At 65.5% G+C, this 19,809-nt stretch carries 17 protein-coding genes and 1 pseudogene; 6 read left to right on the forward strand and 12 right to left on the reverse strand.

The genetic code is table 11. The features are described 5' to 3' along the window. The 10 genes and pseudogenes from HBJ55_RS11790 to HBJ55_RS11835 all read right to left on the reverse strand — a co-directional run. Positions 1-235 (reverse strand): annotated as a pseudogene (locus tag HBJ55_RS11790) (TRAP transporter small permease); the annotation flags it as partial. A gap of 75 nt (positions 236-310) precedes the next feature. Beyond that, positions 311-1,279, reverse strand: a complete 969-nt coding sequence (locus tag HBJ55_RS11795; RefSeq protein WP_167114743.1) for a TRAP transporter substrate-binding protein — start codon at positions 1,277-1,279, stop codon at positions 311-313. 86 nt (positions 1,280-1,365) lie between these two features. Beyond that, entirely contained in the window at positions 1,366-2,397 is a 1,032-nt protein-coding gene (locus tag HBJ55_RS11800) for a Zn-dependent oxidoreductase (RefSeq protein WP_167114746.1), read from the reverse strand. Positions 2,398-2,410: 13 nt separating this feature from the next. Beyond that, complete coding sequence (gene manD, locus HBJ55_RS11805; RefSeq protein WP_167114749.1) at positions 2,411-3,622, reverse strand: D-mannonate dehydratase ManD; 1,212 nt, start codon at positions 3,620-3,622, stop codon at positions 2,411-2,413. Positions 3,623-3,657: 35 nt separating this feature from the next. Next, positions 3,658-5,079: a glucuronate isomerase gene (gene uxaC / locus HBJ55_RS11810; protein WP_167114752.1), complete on the reverse strand. Its 1,422-nt coding sequence runs from the start codon at positions 5,077-5,079 to the stop codon at positions 3,658-3,660. A 33-nt stretch (positions 5,080-5,112) separates the two neighbouring features. Next, positions 5,113-6,402 (reverse strand): TRAP transporter large permease, encoded by a 1,290-nt coding sequence (locus HBJ55_RS11815; RefSeq protein ID WP_167114755.1) that lies wholly within the window; start codon positions 6,400-6,402, stop codon positions 5,113-5,115. Beyond that, the gene (locus tag HBJ55_RS11820) at positions 6,399-6,890 is read right to left on the reverse strand and encodes a TRAP transporter small permease (protein ID WP_167114758.1); all 492 of its coding nucleotides are present in this window, start codon (positions 6,888-6,890) and stop codon (positions 6,399-6,401) included. The genes HBJ55_RS11815 and HBJ55_RS11820 overlap by 4 nt, the downstream gene beginning before the upstream one ends. A gap of 65 nt (positions 6,891-6,955) precedes the next feature. Further along, complete coding sequence (locus HBJ55_RS11825; protein ID WP_167114760.1) at positions 6,956-7,915, reverse strand: C4-dicarboxylate TRAP transporter substrate-binding protein; 960 nt, start codon at positions 7,913-7,915, stop codon at positions 6,956-6,958. A gap of 67 nt (positions 7,916-7,982) precedes the next feature. Next, on the reverse strand, positions 7,983-8,711 hold the full coding sequence (locus tag HBJ55_RS11830; RefSeq protein WP_167114763.1) for a GntR family transcriptional regulator: 729 nt from the start codon (positions 8,709-8,711) through the stop codon (positions 7,983-7,985). Positions 8,712-8,870: 159 nt separating this feature from the next. Further along, positions 8,871-10,595, reverse strand: coding sequence for a DEAD/DEAH box helicase (locus HBJ55_RS11835; protein ID WP_167114766.1), 1,725 nt, complete (start codon positions 10,593-10,595; stop codon positions 8,871-8,873). A 439-nt stretch (positions 10,596-11,034) separates the two neighbouring features. On the opposite strand from HBJ55_RS11835, the gene HBJ55_RS11840 reads away from it, so the two are divergent. After that, positions 11,035-11,490 carry a YaiI/YqxD family protein gene (locus HBJ55_RS11840; protein WP_167114769.1) on the forward strand — a complete coding sequence of 152 codons (456 nt, stop codon included), beginning with the start codon at positions 11,035-11,037 and terminating at the stop codon, positions 11,488-11,490. 1 nt (position 11,491) lies between these two features. Here HBJ55_RS11840 and HBJ55_RS11845 read toward each other — a convergent pair whose 3' ends face one another. Continuing rightward, positions 11,492-12,496, reverse strand: a complete 1,005-nt coding sequence (locus tag HBJ55_RS11845; protein WP_167114771.1) for a LacI family DNA-binding transcriptional regulator — start codon at positions 12,494-12,496, stop codon at positions 11,492-11,494. A 445-nt stretch (positions 12,497-12,941) separates the two neighbouring features. On the opposite strand from HBJ55_RS11845, the gene HBJ55_RS11850 reads away from it, so the two are divergent. From HBJ55_RS11850 to HBJ55_RS11870, 5 genes are all read left to right on the forward strand, one after another. Beyond that, positions 12,942-13,997, forward strand: coding sequence for a sugar phosphate isomerase/epimerase family protein (locus HBJ55_RS11850; RefSeq protein WP_167114775.1), 1,056 nt, complete (start codon positions 12,942-12,944; stop codon positions 13,995-13,997). Positions 13,998-14,014: 17 nt separating this feature from the next. Then, positions 14,015-15,181 carry a Gfo/Idh/MocA family protein gene (locus HBJ55_RS11855; protein WP_240936079.1) on the forward strand — a complete coding sequence of 389 codons (1,167 nt, stop codon included), beginning with the start codon at positions 14,015-14,017 and terminating at the stop codon, positions 15,179-15,181. After that, positions 15,178-16,692: a sugar ABC transporter ATP-binding protein gene (locus tag HBJ55_RS11860; RefSeq protein ID WP_167114778.1), complete on the forward strand. Its 1,515-nt coding sequence runs from the start codon at positions 15,178-15,180 to the stop codon at positions 16,690-16,692. Before HBJ55_RS11855 ends, HBJ55_RS11860 begins: the two co-directional genes overlap by 4 nt. 1 nt (position 16,693) lies before the next feature. Next, on the forward strand, positions 16,694-17,689 hold the full coding sequence (locus HBJ55_RS11865; protein ID WP_206022538.1) for an ABC transporter permease: 996 nt from the start codon (positions 16,694-16,696) through the stop codon (positions 17,687-17,689). 95 nt (positions 17,690-17,784) lie between these two features. Next, a complete protein-coding gene (locus tag HBJ55_RS11870) occupies positions 17,785-18,753 on the forward strand; it encodes a substrate-binding domain-containing protein (RefSeq protein ID WP_167114783.1) in 969 nt (322 codons plus the stop codon). Between the two features lie 48 nt (positions 18,754-18,801). On the opposite strand, the gene HBJ55_RS11875 is transcribed toward HBJ55_RS11870, so the two are convergent. Next, the gene (locus HBJ55_RS11875; protein WP_167114786.1) at positions 18,802-19,806 is read right to left on the reverse strand and encodes a glutathione S-transferase family protein; all 1,005 of its coding nucleotides are present in this window, start codon (positions 19,804-19,806) and stop codon (positions 18,802-18,804) included. Positions 19,807-19,809 lie beyond the last annotated feature (3 nt).

A 19,809-nucleotide genomic window follows, 5' to 3' on the forward strand; every position in this document is an offset into this window, starting at 1 on the left:
GGTAGCGCGACAACTCCTCGGTCCAGGAGATGCTGAACGGAAGGAAGAGGCGTGCCGCGATCTGCAGCAGTACCGTGCCGGCAATGGCCACCAGTGCCAGCACGGCGAGAGCGGTGAACAACGTGTCGACCCAGCCAATCAGGCGCCCCACGACGCCCTGAAAGGTAGGGACCGAAGAGAGTGGGTCCAACTGGTCGAGCGCTTCCTGCTCGGCCGTCCTGAGATGGGAATCCATACGCTTTCCTCATGATACCCGCAGGCCACTGATACGGAAGCGGGCGAGCCCGGCCGAGCTCGCCCACAGGTGGCATCACAGGTCCTGGATGGCCTCGAACAGTTCGCGCTGCTCCTCGTCGAGTGCCTCGAGCACCGCTGGACGGGCCTTATCGGCGAAGGCGTCGGTATCCACCTCGACGAACTCCATGCCGCGCTCCTCGAGTTCCTGACGCAGGCGTTCCTCGTCCTCGGCGAAGAGGTCGGCCTCATGGGCCTGCATGGTGTCGGCCGCCTCGAAGATCACCTCCTGCAGGTCCTCCGGCATGCTCTCGAGCTTGTCTTTGCCGATCACCACGTAGATCCAGCTGCGCACGTGGCCGGTCAGGTTCACGTAATCCTGCACCTCGTCGAAGCTGGCGCTCTCGATCAGGCTCAGCGGGTTCTCCTGGGCCTGGATGGTGTTCTGCTGCAGGGAGGTGAACACCTCGCTGAAGGCCATCGGCGTGGGTCGCGCACCCAGCGCCTCCCAGGTATCGACGAACAGCGGCACGTTGGGCACACGCAGGCGGAGGCCATCGAGGTCGTCGGGATGCTCGATCGGCTCGTTGGAGGTCAGGTGACGCGGCCCGCGCTCGAACCAGGCCAGCGGCACCAGGTTGGCGCGCTCGGTGATCTGCGCCTCGATCTCCTCGCCAATCTCGCCGCTGACCGCGGCGTGCAGGTGCTCGGAATCGCGGAAGGCGTAGGGGGCAGCCATCAAGGCGGCCTTGGGCGCCCAGTTCTGCAGGCTCTCGCCGGTGATGGTCATGTCGGCACTGCCGAGCTGAATGCTGTTGATGACGTCCATCTCGGCGCCGAGCTGCTCATTGGGATAGAGCTGCACCTCGATGCGACCATCGGAGTTGGCTTCCACCTCCTCCTTGAACTTCACGGCGGCCTGGTGCCAGATGTTCTGCTCATTGGCCAGGTGGCCGAATTTCAGCGTGAAGTCGGCGGCCAGCGCGGCCTGGCTTGCGATCATGGCCGTTCCTAGGACGGCGCCGGTGACGAGTCGTTTGATCATGGCGTAACTCCTGTTTTTGCCAAACTGGCTGTTGTTGCTGTTATGGGCATCGCATCGTCGCGATGCGGCTGTCGAGTCATGCTGGCTCAGGTTCCGATATCGGCGCTTATGTCGATAAGTACCTTGCGAGCCCTTTCGGGATGATGATCGAGCATGTCGATGGCCCCCGGCATCTCGTCGAAGGGCAGGCGATGACTCACCAGCGCCAGCGGATCGAGACGTCCGGAGGCCATGCGCTCGAGCACATCCGGAAACTTGCGGTTGTTGAGCCGAGACCCCACCAGGGTCAGCTCCTTCTTGATCACCTCCAGTTGCACCAGGTCGCTGGGAGTGGGATTGAAGCCGAGCAGGCCGATGCGACCTGCCGGCGAGGCGATACGCAGCATCTGCGGCAACAGGGCCGGCACGCAGGCAGCATCGGCGATCAGCGGAATGCCCTCGCCGCCCGTCAGTTCGCTCGCCGCGGCCTCGACGTCCTCCTTGCCGTGCCAGGTGCGCGTGGCGCCGAGTTCGCGGGCCGTGGCCAGGCGCTCATCGATCAGGTCGACGACGGTAATGTCCTCGATGCCCTGGGCGCGGGCCATCTGCAGGATGGTCAGACCGATCACTCCGGCGCCATAGACCAGCAGGCGGTCGCCGCGCAGCGGCTGCATCCGCTCCAGCACGTTGGCGGCGATGGAGTAAGGCTCCACCAAGGCACCGGCTTCCAGCCCGAGGCCTTCAGGCAGGCGATGGACATTGGTCGCCGGCACGTTGACCCACTCCTCGAAACCGCCGTCGCGGTGCACACCAACCACCTGCATCGCGCTGCAAACGTTGGGGCGACCGATACGACACGGATAGCACTTACCGCAGCTGACCACCGGATCGATGCACACCCTGTCGCCGATCGCGATGCCCTCGACGCCCTCACCGAGCGCCTCGACGGTGCCGGCGAACTCGTGCCCGGTAATGCGCGGAAAGCGCACGAAGGCATTGTCGCCGTGGATGATGTGCATGTCGGAACCGCAGATCCCGGCGAAGGCCACCTTCACCAGCACTTCGCCGGAAGCGGCGCGGGGCACCTCGACGTCGGCGATGACGTAGTCCAGCGGCGCATTGACCCGAAAGGCTTTCATCGATGCATTCTCCTTACCAGTGCCACAGGGTGCCGTCCTCCAGCCGGTTGACCGGCAGGCTGGCGCGCTTGTAGGGGTATTGCTTGGCCAAGGTCTCGTCGATGTCGACGCCGTGCCCCGGCGCTTCGCCGACCAGGAAATGGCCATCCTCGAAGCGGTAGTCGTGGGGGAAGACGGCGTCGGTCTCCGGTGTATGGGGCATGTGCTCCTGAATGCCGAAGTTGGGCACCCAGGTGTCGAAATGCACCGCCGCGCCCAGGCATACCGGCGACAGATCCGTGGGCCCGTGGAAGCCGGTGCGCACGTGGTAGAGCCCGGCCAGGTCGGCGATGCGCCGCACATGGGTGATGCCGCCGCCGTGGGAGAGCGGCGTACGGATGTAGTCGATCCACTGGTTCTCGATCAGCTCGCGGTAGTCGTGGATCGAGTTGAACACCTCCCCCACCGCCAGCGGCGTGGTGGTGTGCTGGCGAATCAGGCGGAAGCTCTCCTGGTTCTCGGCCGGCACGCAATCCTCGAGCCAGAACAGGTGGTAGGGCTCCACCGCCTTGCCCAGCCGTGCCGCCTCGATGGGCGTCAGGCGATGGTGCACGTCATGCAGCACGTGAAGCTCATCGCCGAAACGCTCGCGCACCGCAGCGAACAGCTTGGGCACGTGGTTGAGGTACTTCTCGGTGCTCCACACGTGCTCGGCGGGCAGTTCGGCATCCGCCGGCTCGTAGCGCTCGCCCTCATGCTTGGCGACACCGTAGATGGTGGGGATGCCGGGCACCCCGGCCTGCACGCGCACCGCTCGATAGCCGAGCTTGACGTGTTTCTCGACCTCGGCGAGGCAACCCTCGATGTCGCGCCCGGTGCAGTGGGCGTAGGTCATTACCCGCTCGCGGCTCTTGCCGCCCAGCAGTTGGTAGAGTGGCATGCCGGCCGCCTTGGCCTTGATGTCCCACAGCGCCAGGTCCACCGCCGAGACCGCTGCCATGGTCACCGGCCCCCGGCGCCAGTAGGCACCGCGGTAGAGGTAGTGCCAGATATCCTCGATGCGGCTGGCATCGCGCCCGATCAGGGCGGGGATCACGTGCTCCTCGAGGTAGGCCACCACGGCCATTTCCCTGCCGTTCAGGGTGGCGTCGCCGATGCCGTAGGTGCCCGACTCGGTGACGATCTTGAGGGTGACGAAGTTGCGCCCCGGCGAGGTGACGATCACATAGGCGTCGCTGATTTTCATGAAGGTTCCGTCGCAGTGATGTGGGAGAAGAGCTCCTATCGCTCGAAGAGATAGCGCTGCACGTTGTCGTAGCAGACCGTCCGCACCAGCTCGCCGATGCGATCGAGATCGTTCGGCAGTTCGCCGCGCAGCATCTGAGCACCGAGCATCTGGCAGAAGATGCGGCGGAAGTAGTCGTGGCGGGAGAACGACAGCAGGCTGCGCGAATCGGTGAGCATGCCGACGAAGTGGCGCAGCAGGCCGAAGTTCATCTGCGTGACGAGCTGGCGCTCGATGCCGTCGCGCTGGTCGTTGAACCACCAGGCGGCGCCGAACTGCAGCTTGCCGGGGATGCCGTCGCTGGCAAACGAGCCGACCAGGCTAGCCAGCATCTCGTTGTCGCGGGGGTTGAGGTTGTAGACCACGGTACGCGGCAGCGCACGGTCGCGGTCGAGCGCATCGAGAATCGCCGCCAGCGACTCGGCGTAGGTCACATCGCCGATGGCGTCGAAGCCACTGTTGGCGCCGATCTCGGCCAGGCCGCGCTGGCTCAGGCTACGCAGCGCGCCCAGATGAAGCTGCATCACCCAACCGCGGCGGGCGTACTCGCGCCCCAGCCACAACAGTACAGCGCTGGTGAAGCTGCCTCTCTCCTCGCCGCTGAGCGTCTTGCCACGGCGGCGGCGCTCGATCATCCGGTCGAGCTCGGCCACGCTCGGCGGCGCGACGAACACCGGCTTCTCCAGGCTGTGGTCGGAGAGACAGCAGCCGTGGGCGGCGAAGTGCTCGAGGCGCTGGTACAGCGCCGCGAGCAGGTCGTCATAGCCTCGGATCGTCACGCCGCTGGCCGCCTCCAGCTCGCCGAGGTAGTCGGCGAAGCCGGGCTGCTCGATCTTGAGTACGGCATCGGCGCGGAAGGTCGGCAGCATGGAGGGAGCCGCCCCGCTCTCGCCATGGCGGCGATGAAGCTCCAGCGAATCGACCGGATCGTCGGTGGTGCAAACGGTACGCACATTGAAACGCTCGAGAATGCCTTGGGCGCTCAGCTGCGGCGTGGCCAGCCGCTCGCGGGACGTGGTCCAGATCTCCTCGGCCGTTGCGGGCGAAAGCAGCGTGTTCTCGATGCCCAGCGGATGGCGCAGCTCCAGGTGGGTCCAGTGATAGAGCGGGTTGCCAAGGCAGTCCGGCACCGTTTCGGCCCAGGCCTGGAAGCGCTCGCGGTCACCCACGTCGCCGGTGATGCGCCGTTCGTCGATGCCGGCGATGCGCATCGCCCGCCACTTGTAGTGATCGCCCTTGAGCCACAGCTCGGCGAGGTTGTCGAAGCGCACGTTGCCGGCGATTTCTTCCGGGCTCAGGTGCGAGTGGTAGTCGCAGATCGGCATTGCCGCAGCATGCTCATGGTAGAGCCGGCGCGCCGGCTCGTTCTCGAGCAGGAAGTCAGGCCCCATGAAGTCGATGCGATCATTGAAGGTCATGACACGCTCCGTCGTTGTCGGCTTGTACCATGCTCAGCCCATCAGCAGGTTGGGCAGAAACAGCACGATATCGGGGAAGAAGATGATGGCCAGCACCACCACGAACACCGCCAGGGCGAAGGGCACCAGCTCGCGGCTGTAGTCGAAGAAGGAGCAGCGCAGGATGCCGCACACGGTGTACATCGAGATGCCCACCGGCGGAGTCATGCCGCCGAAGGTCACCAGAGTCATCATCAGCAGGCCGAAGTGCACCGGGTCGACGCCGGCGGCCTTGACCACCGGCACCAGGATCGGCGTCAGCAGCATCACCACCACGGTGGCCTCCAGCAGCATGCCGAGCAGCACCAGCAGCACGGCCAGCGTCAGCAGCAGCGTGGCGTGGCTGGAAAACACGCCCAGCGTCAGCTCGGCGATGGTCTGCGGCACCCGCTCGAAGGAGACCACGTAGCCGATGATTCCCGAGAACATGATGATCAACATGATCATGCCGATGTCGCGCACGCTGGCGTGCATCGCCGTGAGGACCTCGCGGATCCCCATCTCGCGGTGGATGACGCAGCCCACCAGCAGCGCGTATGCCACGGCGAACGCGCCCGCCTCGGTGGGCGTGAACAAGCCATAACGGATGCCCACCAGCAGCCACACCGGAAACAGCAATGCCCAGATGCTGTCGCGCAGGGCCTCGAGGACTTCGCGACCGGCAGGCAACCCTTCACGTATCGGCGTGTAGCCGCGCCGCTTGGCCACGAAGTAGGTGGTCACCATCAGCGCCACCATCAGCAGGAAGCCGGGCACCACGCCGGCGATGAACAGCCGCCCGATCGACACCTCGCCCAGGTAGCCGTACAAGATCAGGCCGATGCTGGGCGGAATGGTGGCGGTGATCAGCCCACCGATCGAGAGCACCGCGCCGGAGAATCCCGGGCTGTAGCCCTCCTTGATCATGCCCTGCCCCAGCACCCGCGACTGCATGGCGGCATCGGCCACCGCCGAGCCCGACACGCCACCCATCAGCGTACTGAGCACGATGCTGGCCTGAGCCAGCCCACCGCTCAGCCAGCCGGCCAGCAGCGTGGAAAGGCGAATCAGCCGCGGCGTGATACCGCTGGCGTTCATCAGGTGACCGATGAAGATGAACAGCGGCACCGCCAGCAGCGGGAACGACTGCGTCGCCGAGACGATGCGCTGCGCGCCGATGTTGGTCGGCAGGAACGTTTCCGGCAGGAAGAAATAGGTGAAGCCGGCGATGCCGATGGCGAAGGCCACGGGCATGCCGATGGCCATCAGCACCAGGCCCAGGCCCAGCAGGAGTGCGGCCGTCATAGCGTCTCCTCCACCACATCGTCATCCGGCATCAGGCTCGTCACGATGCCCTTGGTCACGATGCGCCGCAGGAGCGAGACGATCATCATGGCGGCACCCACCGGAAGCGCCATGGTGATATAGCCGTAGCTCAGCCCGGCTACGCCCATCGGGCGCTGCCAGTTGGACAGGGCCAGTGGAAAGCCATGCCACACGAGCAGGACCAGGAAACCCAGCATCAGCACCAGGCACAGCCCGGTGACCAGGCGTTGCAACGGCAGCGGCAGGCGCACTGACAAGGCATCGATACGTACTTGCCCGCCCCGGCGCAGGGTAATGTCGGCGCCCAGCACGGCGGTCCAGATGAACAGCAGTTGGGCCAGCTCGGCGCCGCCGGCGAAGGGCTGGCCGATGGCGCGTGCCGTCGAGCTCACCAACAGGGTCAGGGAAGTGCCGCCCAGCAGCGCTACGGCGACCCACGCCTCGAGTCGGTCGTACCAGTACCACATAAGAAAAATCCTCGAACCAGGATGCAGCCAGGGCCCCCGCCGCATGCGCGGCGGGGCCATCAGGCTTACTCTCCCGAGGTCAATTGATCGCGATACTGGTCGTAGCCAAGCTCTTCGTAGACGCCGGATACCCGTTCGCGAAACAGATCGACGTCCACCTCGGTAAAGGTCACGCCTTCCGCCTCCATGCGTTCGCGCACGGCATCCTGGGCATCGACGGTAGCCTGGCTGGCCGCCTCACCGGCTTTGCGCAGCTCCTCGTCGAGAATGGTGCGCAGCTCTTCAGGCAGCGACTGGTACCACTGTTCGGACGTGGCCAGGCCGGTCATCAGGTGAATATGGCCGGTCAGTGCGATATGAGTGATCACCTCGTGCAGGTTCTGGCCTTCGGCGGCGGTGAGCTGTGCCTCGGCGCCGTCGATCGCGCCGAGCTGTAGAGCGGAGTAGACCTCCGACCAGGGCAGCGGCGTGGGCGTGGCCCCCATCGATTCGATGGTGCGCAGCCAGACCGGCGAGTTGATGGTCCGCACGCGTATGCCGTTCAGGTCCTCGGGCGTCTCCACCAGCTCTTGCGTCAGCATGTGGCGCGAACCCTGGAACCAGTTGTAGTTGAGCAGGCGCAGGCCGCTGCTCTCGGCCAGGCTGTCGACCCAACCTTGGTAGAGTTCCGATGAGGTGATGCGGTCGTAGTCGGTGTGGTCCTCGACCAGGTAGGGCGCACTGAGAATACCCAGCTCCGGCTGGTACTCGGACAGGCGGCCGGCATCGATCAGCACCGCGACGTTCGCCCCGCTGCGGATCTGCTCGACCACGTCTTCGTCGGAGCCGAGCTGGCTATTGGGGAAGACGCGCACGGTGAGCTCGCCATCGGAGCGCTCCGCGATCGTCTCGCTGGCCTCCTCCATGGCCTGCACGATGGGGTCCTGAGCGCTGAGTGCCGAGGAGAGATTCAACTGATAGGCCGCGTGGGCCAGATTGGCGGTGGCGGCCAGTGCGATGGCCGCTGCGAGTGCGGTGATTTTCATGTGAGCCTCCTGACGTGTGTTGTGGTTGTTGCGTCTCGTGCTTGGCGTGTTGCTACGTGAAAACTGCTTATTTGCCGACGGCGGCAGCGCTGGGCGCACCGTCGAACATCTCGGGGAAACGGCGCATGAGCTCCGGTAGCGAGTGCAGGATCTCGCGCTGGTGCACGCTCATGGCCTGACTCGCCGCATCGGGATCGCGACGGCCAATGGCCACGACGATCATCGAGTGCTGATCGGTCAGCTTGGCGATGGGGGTCGAATCGGGAATGCTCAGGTAGCGCACCCGGTCGAGCTGCGCCTTGACCTCTTCGGTGACGCGCCAGGCGGCGGTATGCCCCACCCCCAGCGACAGCGCGCGATGAAAGGCCTCGTCGAGCTGGAAGAAGCGGTCGTAATCGCTGGAAACGCTGCAGCGCCGCTGGCGCTCGATCAATTCACGCAGCTCATCCAGGGTGCGCTCGGCCACTCCCAGCGTGGCAGCCTCCTTGGCCACCGCCACCTCGATCGCCTCGCGCACGAAGCGGGCTTCGAGCACGGCCTGCTGGGAAATTCTCACCACGTAGGTGCCGCGCTGCGGACGCACCTCGACCAATCCCGCCTCCGATAGCCGAATGAAGGCCTCGCGAACCGGCTGACGGCTCACGGAGAAGGCATCGGCCAGCTCCTTCTCCGACAGCGCCTGCCCGGGTGCCAGCACCATGCGGATGATCGACTGGCGCAGCACGCGATAGAGCCGCTCGCGGACCGAGCCGTCATTGCGCGCTTCCTGCCACATGGCCTGCAGGGGAGTTGTCATGGGCACCGTTCTCCGTTGTTCTCGTTCATCGAGCGTCGCCGCTCTGAACAGACTAGTATGGTAGTATGGCAATTGGCAAGTCGACATGAAAAAGCCCAGGCCGGTTTCCCGGTCTGGGCCTTGATCTTTCGCGTTCGCCGCTAGCGACGAACGAAGCGCTTAGGCGCTGGTGCGGCGACGCACCGGCGCATCACCATCTTCGCGGCGACGGCGCGGGGCGCGCTCGGGGGCACCGCCATCCTCGCTGATCTCCAGCGGGCGGCCAGCGACGCGGGCGCGGGCCATCTTGGCCAGGATGCTCGGCGGCAGCGAACTCGGCAGCTCCACCACCGAGAAGGCGTTGCGGATATCGATACGGCCGATCCGCGAACCTTCGATGCCACCCTCGTTGGCCAACGCGCCAACCAGCTGGCCCGGCTTGACGCCGTCCTTGTGGCCGACGGCAACGCGGTAGCGGGTCATGCCTTCGCTCGGGCCGCGGTTGTCACGCTCGCGACGCGGCGGCTTGCCGTCACGCGATGCACGCTCACCGCCACGCTCGACACGCTCCTTGCGCGGCGCCTGCAGGCGGCCGATGGGTGCCTCGTCGGCACGTGCCAGGGCAGCAAAGGCACAGGCCAGCTCCACTGGATCGTGGCCTTCCGCCACCAGGCGCTCGACCAGTGCGCGCTGCTCGTCGGCACCGCCGGTCAGGCTGCCGATGATGCGCTGATGAAACACCTCGTCACGATGGGCGCGGATGGCGGCCTCGTCGGGCACTTCCATCTCGCTGAGCTTCTGGCCGGTGGCCTGCTCGATCCAGCCCACCTTGCGGCCTTCGCGGAAGCCGACGAAGGTGATCGAGATACCGGTACGCCCGGCCCGGCCGGTACGGCCGATGCGGTGGGTGTAGGCCTCGGCATCCTGGGGCAGGTCGTAGTTGAAGACGTGAGTGATACGCGGCACGTCGAGGCCGCGGGCGGCCACGTCGGTGGCGATCAGCACGTCGACCTTGCCGCGCTTGAGGCGCTGAATGGTGCGCTCGCGCAGGCTCTGGTCGAGGTCGCCCGAGAGGCTCGCCACGTTCACGCCCCGCGCGGAGAGCTGTTCCATCAGCGTGGTACAGGCGGCACGAGTGCGCACGAAGACGATAGCGGCATCCACCGGCTCGACTTCCAGGATGCGCGACAGCGCCTCCAGCTTGGCACCGCCGTCGACGCGCACCAGGCGCTGCTCGATGTTCTCGCCGGTCGTGGTGCGCGACTCGATCGCGACCTTGACCGGGTCGACCAGGTAGCGATTGACGATGCGCTCGATCTCGGCCGGCAAGGTGGCGGAGAAGAACACCCGCTGGGCTTCCTTGGGGGTATCGGCGACGACACGCTTGACGTCGTCGATGAAGCCCATGCGCAGCATTTCGTCGGCTTCGTCCAGCACCAGGGCGGAGAGACCGTCGAGCTTGAGGCTGCCGCGATCCAGGTGATCGATCACCCGCCCCGGCGTGCCCACCACCACCTGAGCGCCACGCTTCAGCGCACCCAGCTGTTCACGATATTCCTGGCCACCACACAGAGTGGCGACTTCCAGACCCTGCAGGTTCTGGCCGTACTTGCTGAAAGAGACGGCCACCTGCTGGGCCAGTTCACGGGTAGGCGCCAGCACCAGCACCTGGGGCTCGCGGCGAGTCAGCTCGAGCCGCGACAGCAGCGGCAAGGCGAATGCCGCGGTCTTGCCGGTACCGGTCTGGGCCTGGCCCAGCATGTCACGCCCTTCCAGCAGTGCCGGAATGGTCTGTGTCTGAATCGGAGATGGAGTTTCGTAACCCAGTGTTTCGACAGCGGCGAGAACGGCAGGCAGCAGAGCAAGATCGCCGAAGCTCGGCGAAGCGACAGAAGTCGAGGTCATCAATCACACCTTGGTAGGCCGGCACTCGCCGGCAAATCACATTGAGGCATCCCCGACGCAAACACATGGCAGGTCGGTGGCTCTGTCATCACGGGCTTATGGGCCTGGACAGAACGGATCACGTTATCGTGGGATGCCGGTCGCACCTGGCATCCGGTTCGCGCCATCGGGCGGAACCGCTGTGGCGACCTTTTTGCGCCGATGTCGCCCGGTTGGCGGCATCCTGCGGCGCTCCATCTTCACATCTCGGACGTTGCAGCGTTAGCTGTCTGTCTCGGTGATTGCCTCACGTACGCGTGGCGTACGGAGCGAATCGTCATGATGGCGGGGTCAACACATGCGAGGAGCGCGCATGCTACCATCGATACTGGTTCCATGACCAGTACTTTCAACGCTACGATCACACAATCATGAATTCTTCCGCGAGGAGCCTGCCCGAATGCCCACGCTATGGGTCGATGCCGACGCCTGCCCCAAGGTCGCGCGCGAGATCATCGTCCGCGCCGCCGAGCGCACCAACATGCCGACCTGGTTCGTCGCCAACCATGCGATCCCCCTGCCGCCCTCGAAGTGGGTCAAGTCGCTGTCGGTGAGCCATGGCTTCGATGCCGCCGACAACGAGATCGTGGCACGAATAGAAGTGGGCGACCTGCTGATCAGCTCCGACCTGCCGCTGGCTCTCGAGGCCGTCGACAAGGGCGCGGCGGTGATGACCACCCGCGGCGAGATCCTCGACAAGAACAACATTCGCGCACGGGTACAGATGCGGGATTTCATGGAGACCCTGCGCTCCAGCGGCGAGCACACCGGCGGCCCCAAGGGTTACAGCGACACCGACCGGCGCGAGTTCGCCAATGCGCTGGACAGGTGGCTGGCAAAGCAGCCCAGGAAGTAGCTCAAGCCGCCGGACGACCGGTACTCTTGCGCACGATGAGCTGTGTACTCAGGGTCTGCCGTCGCACCACGGCCTCCCCCGCCAGCAGGCTCAGCAGCATGCGCATCGCTTGCTGGCCGATCTCGTGACGGGGCTGGCTGACGGTCGTCAGCTCCGGCTCGCAGTATTCGCTGAAGCCGATGTTGTCGAAACCTACTACCGAAAGTTCCTCGGGCACGCCAATGCCGAGCTGACGGGCCGCCTTGAGCACGCCGATGGCCATCTCGTCGCTATGACAGAAGATCGCACTGGGTCGTGGTTCCATGCCATCGAGCAGGGTCATTCCCTGCTGGTAGCCCGATCGAAAGCCGAAATCGCCTTCCACCACCCGTGCCGAATTCGATAGGCCCCGGGCGGCCAGCGCGTCGTGGTAGCCGCGGGTGCGCTCGCGGCAGATGGGGTTGCCGACGGGGCCGGAGACCGAAGCGATGCGCGCATGACCCAGCGAGGCCAGGTAATCGATGGCATGGGCCGAGGCCTGGTAATTGTCGATGGCGACGGTTGGCAGGTCGACGTCGGAGAAGAATTCACAGGCCATGACCAGCGGCGCATCCGCGCGGGCGTCGGCGTGGCTGACCAGCGCACGGGGAATGTCGGACGTCAGCAGAATGATGCCGTCGGCCTGGTTGGTCGGCAGCAGGTTGAAGTAGGCCTCGGCCCTGCCCGGGTCGCGCTCGCAGTCGCCGATCAGTACCTGGTAGCCGGCCTGATGAGCCACTTCCTCCATACCGTTGATGATCTCGGAGAAGAAAGGATTGGAGATGTCGGGTAGCAGCGTGACGATCGTTCGCGACTCGGCGCGGCGCAGGTTGCGTGCCGCCACGTTGGGAACGTAACCCACTTCGGCAATGGCATGCGCCACGCGCTGTCGGGTGGCCTCGGATACTTTTTCCGGGTTGGCCAGCGCCCGCGACACGGTGGCTGTGGAGCAGCCTGCCGCCAAAGCGACGTCCTTGATGGTAGGCATGGAGAGTGTTCGCTTTGAAAGAGTTTTCTTGGGGAGAGTTTGCTTGGCTCTGAGCATAACGTGTCGTCCCGCCGCGGTAACGCCGTGGCCGGCACCGCCCCGCCACGCTCGCATTATTGTGAGTTGCCCATCGCCAGAATGTAAAGCTTTACACCAGAGCGCAGAACAACGCGCTATCCAGCGCCTCTCGTTTCCCCTGCATGAGCGGCTCGAGCCATCCATCTTTAGTCTAAGCCACGCTTCGCTCATGCCACGGGGCATCACGCCATGAGGCCCGTAGCCGGCGGGATTCTCGTGTTCTCCCGCCCTCTATTCACTGCCTCGAAGCCCCTCGTCACCTCCTTGACCCTGATTGACCTTGCTGCTGCAATGTAATCCATTACATCAAGCAGACATCAGGCGGGCTTCCCGCCCGCGCCGACAAGAGCGACAAGTGAGGTGCTCGATGAAGACCATCAAGGGGCCGGCCCTGTTCCTGGCCCAGTACGCCGGCGACGAGCCCCCCTTCGATAGCCTGGAAGGCATCGCTCAATGGGCCTCGAAGCTCGGCTTCGAAGGCGTGCAGATCCCCTCCTGGGATAAGCGCCTGTTCGACCTCGAGCGCGCCGCCGAGAGCCAGGCGTACTGCCAGGAGATCCAGGCCATGCTGGCCGAGCACGGCCTGGCCATCACCGAACTCTCCGCCCACCTGCAGGGGCAACTGGTGGCGGTGCATCCGGTCTATGACAGCCTGTTCGACGGCTTCGCGCCGGCCGAGCTGCATGGCAACCCCGAGGCACGCCAGGCCTGGGCCGTGGAACAGCTCAAGCTCGCCGCACGGGCCAGCGCCAACCTGGGGCTGAGTGCGCTGGCTACCTTCTCCGGTGCGCTGCTATGGCCCTTCCTCTATCCCTTTCCGCAGCGACCCGCCGGGCTGGTGGAAGAGGGTTTCGCCGAACTGGCCAGGCGCTGGAAACCGATTCTCGACGTCTGCGACAGCGAGGGCGTCGATCTCTGCTTCGAGATCCACCCCGGCGAGGACCTTCACGACGGCATTACCTTCGAGCGCTTCCTCGCCGCCGTCGACGAGCATCCACGCTGCTGCATCCTCTACGACCCGTCGCACATGGTGCTGCAACAGCTCGACTACCTGGCCTTCCTCGACCGCTATCACCCGCGCATTCGCATGTTCCACGTCAAGGATGCCGAGTTCCATCCCTCCGCCCAGCAGGGCGTCTACGGCGGCTACAGCTCCTGGGTGGAACGCGCCGGGCGCTTCCGCTCGCTGGGCGACGGCCAGGTCGATTTCAAGGGCATCTTCTCGCGCCTGGCGCAGTACGACTTCGCGGGCTGGGCGGTGATCGAGTGGGAGTGCGCCCTCAAGCATCCCGAGCAGGGTGCCGCCGAGGGCGCCCGCTTCGTAGCCGAGCACATCATTCGGGTGACCGACCGCGCCTTCGACGACTTCGCCGACGCCGGCACCGACCGCCAAGCCAATCGCGCCCTGCTGGGGCTCGACTGACCCTGAGGAGACCCGACATGAACGCTACATCACGCCAAGAGACGCCGCAGCGCCTGCGGCTGGCCATGATCGGTGGCGGCCAGGGCGCGCTGATCGGCGGCGTGCATCGCATCGCCGCGCGCATGGACGATCGCTACGCGCTGGTTGCCGGGGCTTTCTCGTCGCAGACCGAGCGCAACCGGGCCACGGCCCGCGAGCTGGGCGTGGCCGAAGCACGCTGCTATGCCGACTACCAGGCGCTGCTTGCCGGTGAGGCCGAGCGCGAAGACGGCGCCGAGGTCGTCGCCATCGTCACGCCCAACCACCTGCACTTTCCGGCGGCGCTGGCCTGCCTGGAAGCGGGCATGCACGTGATCTGCGAAAAGCCGATGACGCTGAGCGTCGACGAGGCACAGCGGCTGGCCGAGGCGGTCAGGGCCAGCGGCAAGCGCTTCGTGCTGGCGCATACCTACGTCGGCTATCCGCTGGTCCAGCATGCTCGCGAACTGGTGTCGCGTGGCGAACTCGGCCACATTCGCAGCGTGCAGGTGGAGTACGTTCAGGAGTGGCTCAGCGAGGCGCCGGGGCCGGACAACCGCCAGGCCGCCTGGCGCCTGGACCCGGCCAAGTCCGGGGCGGCGGGCTGCCTGGGCGATATCGGCGTGCACGCCTTTCACCTGGCCCAGTTCATTTGCGGCCAGCGCGTCAGCGAGGTCAGCGCCGAGTTGTTCAACGCCGTGGCGGGTCGCGAACTCGACGACAACGTTCACGCTATGCTGCGCTTTGCCGACGGCGCCCGGGGCATGCTGTGGGCCAGCCAGACCGCACCCGGGTTCGAGAACGCCCTGAGCATTCGGGTGGTCGGTGAGAAGGCCAGCCTGCGCTGGGCACAGGAGTCGCCCAACGAGCTCCACTTCGCCCCGCTGGACGGCCCGGCCCAGCGCCTGACGCGCCGCGACGATCGGCTCGGTACTGACGTCGCCCGCAGCATTCGTATTCCCGGCGGTCACCCGGAGGGCTACCTGGAAGCTTTTGCCAACCTTTACCAGGCGCTCAGCGACGGACTCGGCGAAGGCGTCGAGATGCCCTGGCTGCCAGGCGTGGAGGATGGCGTCGACGGCATGCGCTTCATCGCCGCCACCCTTGCCTCGAGCCGCGCCGCGGGCGCCTGGACCCCACTGCAAGCCACAGAGGGCGAGCCATGAGCCGCCCCATTCTGCGCCTGGAGGGTATCGGCAAGGCCTTCGGCCCGGTCACGGTGCTCGAGGACATCTCCTTCGAGCTTGCCCCCGGCGAGGTACTGGGCATCCTCGGCGAGAACGGCGCCGGCAAGTCGACACTGCTCAAGATCATCAGCGGCGTGTATACGCCCAGCGCCGGGCGGGTGACCCTCGACGACAGTACCTTCAGCGCACTCGACCCGATCACGGCACGCCGCCACGGCGTGGCGATGATTCCCCAGGAGTTCAATCTGGTCTCGACCCTGCGGGTCTACGAGAACGTCTTCCTGGGCCAGGAGATTCGCCGTGGCGGCCTGCTCGATCGCGCCCGCATGCGCCAACGCACCCGCGAAGTGCTGCGCTCGCTGGCGGTGGAGCTCGATCCGGAGCAGCCCATCGAGCGGCTCAGCGTCGCCGAGCGCCAGATGGTCGAGGTGGCCCGAGTGCTGGTCAACGATGCGCGCATCGTGATTCTCGACGAGCCCACCACGGTGCTGACCGACCGCGAGGTCGCGGTGCTGTTCGACGTGGTGCGCGCGCTGGTGGCCAAGGGCGTGGCGGTACTGTTCATCTCGCACAAGCTCAAGGAGGTCAAGCAGCTGTGTGATCGGCTGTTGATCCTGCGCGACGGCCAACAGATCGAACTGTGCCAGGCCGGCGAACTCAGCGAGGAGGAAATGGCCTGCAGGATGGTCGGCCGCGAACTGTCGCAGATCTATCCCGACAAGAATTCGACTCGGGGCAATGTGGCTTTGAAGGTACGCGGCCTGAGCATCGCCGGCCTGCTTCACGACATCGACTTCACCCTGCACCGCGGCGAGGTGCTGGGGCTATCCGGGCTGGTCGGCTCGGGGCGCACCGAGATCGCCGAGGCGATCATGGGCCTGCGCCGCAAGAGCGCCGGCGAGATCGAACTGGACGGCAAGCCGCTGGCCGTCGATTCGCCGCGCGTGGCGCATGCCAACGGCCTGGCCTACCTCTCGGAAGACCGCCAGGGCAAGGGGCTGGTGCTGTCGTTCAACGTGATGGAGAACATCACCGCCCTGAGCCTGCCGCGCTACGTGCGCGGACTGATACGTCACCGCGCCGAGCGCCGACGCGCCGAGGAGTACCAGCAGCGCCTGGCGATCAAGGCGGCGCGGCTCGGCGATCCGGTCGACCTGCTCAGCGGTGGCAACCAGCAGAAGGTGTATCTCGCCAAGTTGCTCGACATCGATCCCGAGGTGCTGATCCTCGACGAGCCCACTCGCGGCATCGACATCAACACCAAGCAGCAGATCTATCGGCTGATCCGCTCGCTGACCGACCAGGGCAAGGCGGTAATGGTCATCTCCTCGGAGCTGGAGGAGATCATCGGCCTGTGCGACCGGGTGCTGGTGATACGCGAGGGACGCATCGCCGCCGAGCTCGACGACGATCAGATCAACGAACAAGACATCATGCTCTACGCCGCCGGTGCACGCCAGCGCGGCCAGGCAGCGGCCGAGGTACATTGAGATGAACGACGCTTCCAATTCCAAACCGATGGGGCAACTGGGTCTGCAGCGGCTGCGCCGACTGCCGATCAACGCCACCATTCTGGCGCCACTGCTGGCGCTGCTCATTCTCTTCGTGCTCTCGTCACTGGCCAGCGAGTACTTCCTCAATGCGCGCAATATCTCCAACGTGCTGCGCCAGGTCTCCTATACCGGCATCATCGCCATCGGCATGACCTTCGTGATCATTGCCGGCGGTATCGATCTCTCGGTGGGCTCGATGGTGGCACTGGTCGGCGTGCTGCTGCTCTACGTGGTCAACGCCATCGCCGACCCCATCCAGGGCGTGCTGCTCGGCATGCTGGCCGCCGTGGCGGTGGGTTCGCTGTTCGGGTTGTTCAACGGGCTGCTGGTCACCCGAGGGCGAATGGCCGCATTCGTGGTCACGCTCGCCACCATGTCGATCTTCCGCTCACTGGCGCTCTACTTCACCAATGCCGGTGAAGTGACGACCCGCAACCCGCTCTTCTCCGAGGTCGGCGGCGGATACTTTTTTGGCCTGCCGATTCCGGTGTGGACCTTCTTCGGTCTCGCCGTCGTCGCCCATGTCCTGCTCTTCCATACCCCCTTCGGGCGGCATGTGTGCGCCGTGGGCGCCAACCCGCAGGTGGCCCGCTATGCCGGCATTCGCGTCGAACGGGTGGTGCTCAGCACCTTCGTGATCGCCGGGGTCTGCGTGGGCCTCTCCGCCATCATGCTGAGTTCGCGGCTCAACTCGGTCAGCCCCAGCGACGCCGGCTATTTCTATGAGCTCGACGCCATCGCCGCAGTGGTGATCGGCGGTACGGCACTGTCCGGTGGGCGCGGCTCGGTGTGGGGCACGGTCATCGGCGCGCTGATCCTCGGCATCATCAACAACATGCTCAACCTGACCGGTGTCTCGCCCTACCTGCAGGGCCTGGTCAAGGGAGCCGTGATCCTGCTGGCGGTGCTGCTGCAGTATCGACGCACCGGCTGACTGGAATCGATGGCCGGCGGACGAGGCCGCCGCGCCGTCATTGCTGGTTACGCCAGCCCATTCGTTCCGACAACGCTGCAACGGGAGTGACAACAATGACGATAACACGCGTTCTCAAGCAAACCGCCCTGGCGGCCACCCTGGCCGCCACATCGCTTGCGGCCAGCGCCGAGGAGTACCATATCGGCGTGACCGTACCCTCCGCCGACCACGGCTGGACCGCTGGCCTGCTGTGGTGGGCACAGCGCGCCACCGAGGAGTTGGCCGCGCAGTATGACGACGTCAGCTTCACGGTGCTGTCGGCCAGTTCGGGCACCGCCCAGGTTTCCAACGTCGAGGATCTGATGATCCGCGACATCGATGCCCTGGTGATCCTGCCCCATAACCCCGCCACGCTGCAGCAGGTGATCGCCGAGGCCTACGAATCGGGCATCTACACGGTAGTGGTCGACCGCGAGCTGGAAGAGCCGAGCCAGGACGTCTTCCTGGCCGGGGACAACCCCGGGCTCGGCGAAGAGGCGGCCCGCTACATGGCCGAGGCACTCGGCGGCGAGGGCGACGTACTGGTGCTCGAAGGCCCCCCGATTCCGATCAATTCACAGCGGGTCGACGCTTTCAATGCGGTGATGGCCGAGTATCCCGGCATCAACATCCTCGATTCCCAGACCACCAACTGGAACCCGCAGGAGGCCCTGAGCGTGACCGAGGACCTGCTCGGCAGTAACTCGCATGTCGATGCGATCTGGGCCGGCGACGACGACGTCCTGCTCTCCGCGTTGCGCGCAGTGGAAGAGAACGAGCGCGACGACGTCCAACTGATCGTCGGCGGGGGCGGCTCGCAGCGGGTCATCGAGATGATCCGCGAAGGCCACCCGGTGGTGCGCGGCACAGTGACCTATCCGCCCAACATGATCGCCTCCGCCATTGCCCTGGCCGTACACGGGGTGAAGGGCGAGCGCCTCGGCAACATGTACCACGGCGTGCCGTCGCGAGTGATTCTTGCCGCCGACCTGATAACTGCGGATAACGTCGAAGAGTTCTACCAGCCGGATGCCGCCTACTGAGCGAGCGGCAGCACACGACGCCGCTCCCACTGGGAGCGGCGGGCCACGTCAGCCTTTCCTGCGTATTCCCTGCCCCGGCAACCGTTCGCGGTCATGCGCGCGATCGAAGTCGAGCAGCGGCCCCCTAGGCACGATGCGCGTGGGGTTGATGGTGTCATGGCTGTAGTAGTAGTGACGCTTGATATGCTCGAGGTTCACCGTCTCGGCCACGCCCGGCCACTGGTACAGCTCACGCAGATAGTTCGAGAGGTTGGGGTAGTCCTCGATGCGCCTGAAGTTGCACTTGAAGTGGCCGTAGTAGACGGCATCGAAGCGCACCAGGGTGGTAAACAGCCGCACATCGGCTTCGGTCAGCCACTCGCCGGCCAGGTAGCGGTTCTCGGCCAGGCGCGCCTCGACGCGATCGAGCGCCTCGAACAATGCCTTGACGTGCTTGTCGTAGACCGCCTGCTCGGTGGCGAAACCCGACTTGTAGACGCCGTTGTTGATGTGCTCGTAGACATCCTCGTTGACCGCGTCGATGGTCTCGCGGAGGTCCGCAGGGTAGAAGTCGAGCCGGTTTCCGGTCACCTCGTCGAAGGCGTCGTTGAAGATGCGTACCAGCTCGGCCGACTCGTTGTTGACGATGCGCCCTTCCTGCTTGTCCCACAATACCGGCACCGTGACGCGCCCGGTGTAGTGTGGATCGGTCAGGGTGTAGAGTTCGCGGTGGTACTCGACGCCATTGACCGGATCGCCGCTGGCGCCTTCATCCTCGTGGTAGGTCCAGCCCTGATCGAGCATCAGCGGGCTGACGTGGGAAACACCGATAACAGCCTCGAGCCCCTTCAGCTTGCGCATGATCAGGGTACGATGCGCCCAGGGACAGGCCAGCGACACATAGAGATGAAAGCGCCCCGCTTCTGCCGGCACGGCACGCTGTCCCTCGGGACCCGGGCCACCGTCACGTGTCACCCAGTCGTGCAGCTTGGCCGATTCGCGCACGAATTCACCGCCATGCTTCTTGGTGTCGTACCACTGGTCGTGCCACTTGCCGTCGATCAACAGACCCATTGC

The sequence above is a fragment of the Billgrantia bachuensis genome, assembly GCF_011742165.1.
In the GTDB taxonomy this organism is placed as follows: Bacteria; Pseudomonadota; Gammaproteobacteria; order Pseudomonadales; family Halomonadaceae; genus Halomonas; species Halomonas bachuensis.

What these genes read in the sequence shown, in the direction of transcription:
- HBJ55_RS11795 (WP_167114743.1), bottom strand. Translation starts at nt 1,279, where the DNA reads ATGATCAAACGACTCGTCACCGGCGCCGTCCTAGGAACGGCCATGATC.
- HBJ55_RS11800 (WP_167114746.1), bottom strand. Translation starts at nt 2,397, where the DNA reads ATGAAAGCCTTTCGGGTCAATGCGCCGCTGGACTACGTCATCGCCGAC.
- manD (WP_167114749.1), bottom strand. Translation starts at nt 3,622, where the DNA reads ATGAAAATCAGCGACGCCTATGTGATCGTCACCTCGCCGGGGCGCAAC.
- uxaC (WP_167114752.1), bottom strand. Translation starts at nt 5,079, where the DNA reads ATGACCTTCAATGATCGCATCGACTTCATGGGGCCTGACTTCCTGCTC.
- HBJ55_RS11815 (WP_167114755.1), bottom strand. Translation starts at nt 6,402, where the DNA reads ATGACGGCCGCACTCCTGCTGGGCCTGGGCCTGGTGCTGATGGCCATC.
- HBJ55_RS11820 (WP_167114758.1), bottom strand. Translation starts at nt 6,890, where the DNA reads ATGTGGTACTGGTACGACCGACTCGAGGCGTGGGTCGCCGTAGCGCTG.
- HBJ55_RS11825 (WP_167114760.1), bottom strand. Translation starts at nt 7,915, where the DNA reads ATGAAAATCACCGCACTCGCAGCGGCCATCGCACTGGCCGCCACCGCC.
- HBJ55_RS11830 (WP_167114763.1), bottom strand. Translation starts at nt 8,711, where the DNA reads ATGACAACTCCCCTGCAGGCCATGTGGCAGGAAGCGCGCAATGACGGC.
- HBJ55_RS11835 (WP_167114766.1), bottom strand. Translation starts at nt 10,595, where the DNA reads ATGACCTCGACTTCTGTCGCTTCGCCGAGCTTCGGCGATCTTGCTCTG.
- HBJ55_RS11840 (WP_167114769.1), top strand. Translation starts at nt 11,035, where the DNA reads ATGCCCACGCTATGGGTCGATGCCGACGCCTGCCCCAAGGTCGCGCGC.
- HBJ55_RS11845 (WP_167114771.1), bottom strand. Translation starts at nt 12,496, where the DNA reads ATGCCTACCATCAAGGACGTCGCTTTGGCGGCAGGCTGCTCCACAGCC.
- HBJ55_RS11850 (WP_167114775.1), top strand. Translation starts at nt 12,942, where the DNA reads ATGAAGACCATCAAGGGGCCGGCCCTGTTCCTGGCCCAGTACGCCGGC.
- HBJ55_RS11855 (WP_240936079.1), top strand. Translation starts at nt 14,015, where the DNA reads ATGAACGCTACATCACGCCAAGAGACGCCGCAGCGCCTGCGGCTGGCC.
- HBJ55_RS11860 (WP_167114778.1), top strand. Translation starts at nt 15,178, where the DNA reads ATGAGCCGCCCCATTCTGCGCCTGGAGGGTATCGGCAAGGCCTTCGGC.
- HBJ55_RS11865 (WP_206022538.1), top strand. Translation starts at nt 16,694, where the DNA reads ATGAACGACGCTTCCAATTCCAAACCGATGGGGCAACTGGGTCTGCAG.
- HBJ55_RS11870 (WP_167114783.1), top strand. Translation starts at nt 17,785, where the DNA reads ATGACGATAACACGCGTTCTCAAGCAAACCGCCCTGGCGGCCACCCTG.
- HBJ55_RS11875 (WP_167114786.1), bottom strand. Translation starts at nt 19,806, where the DNA reads ATGGGTCTGTTGATCGACGGCAAGTGGCACGACCAGTGGTACGACACC.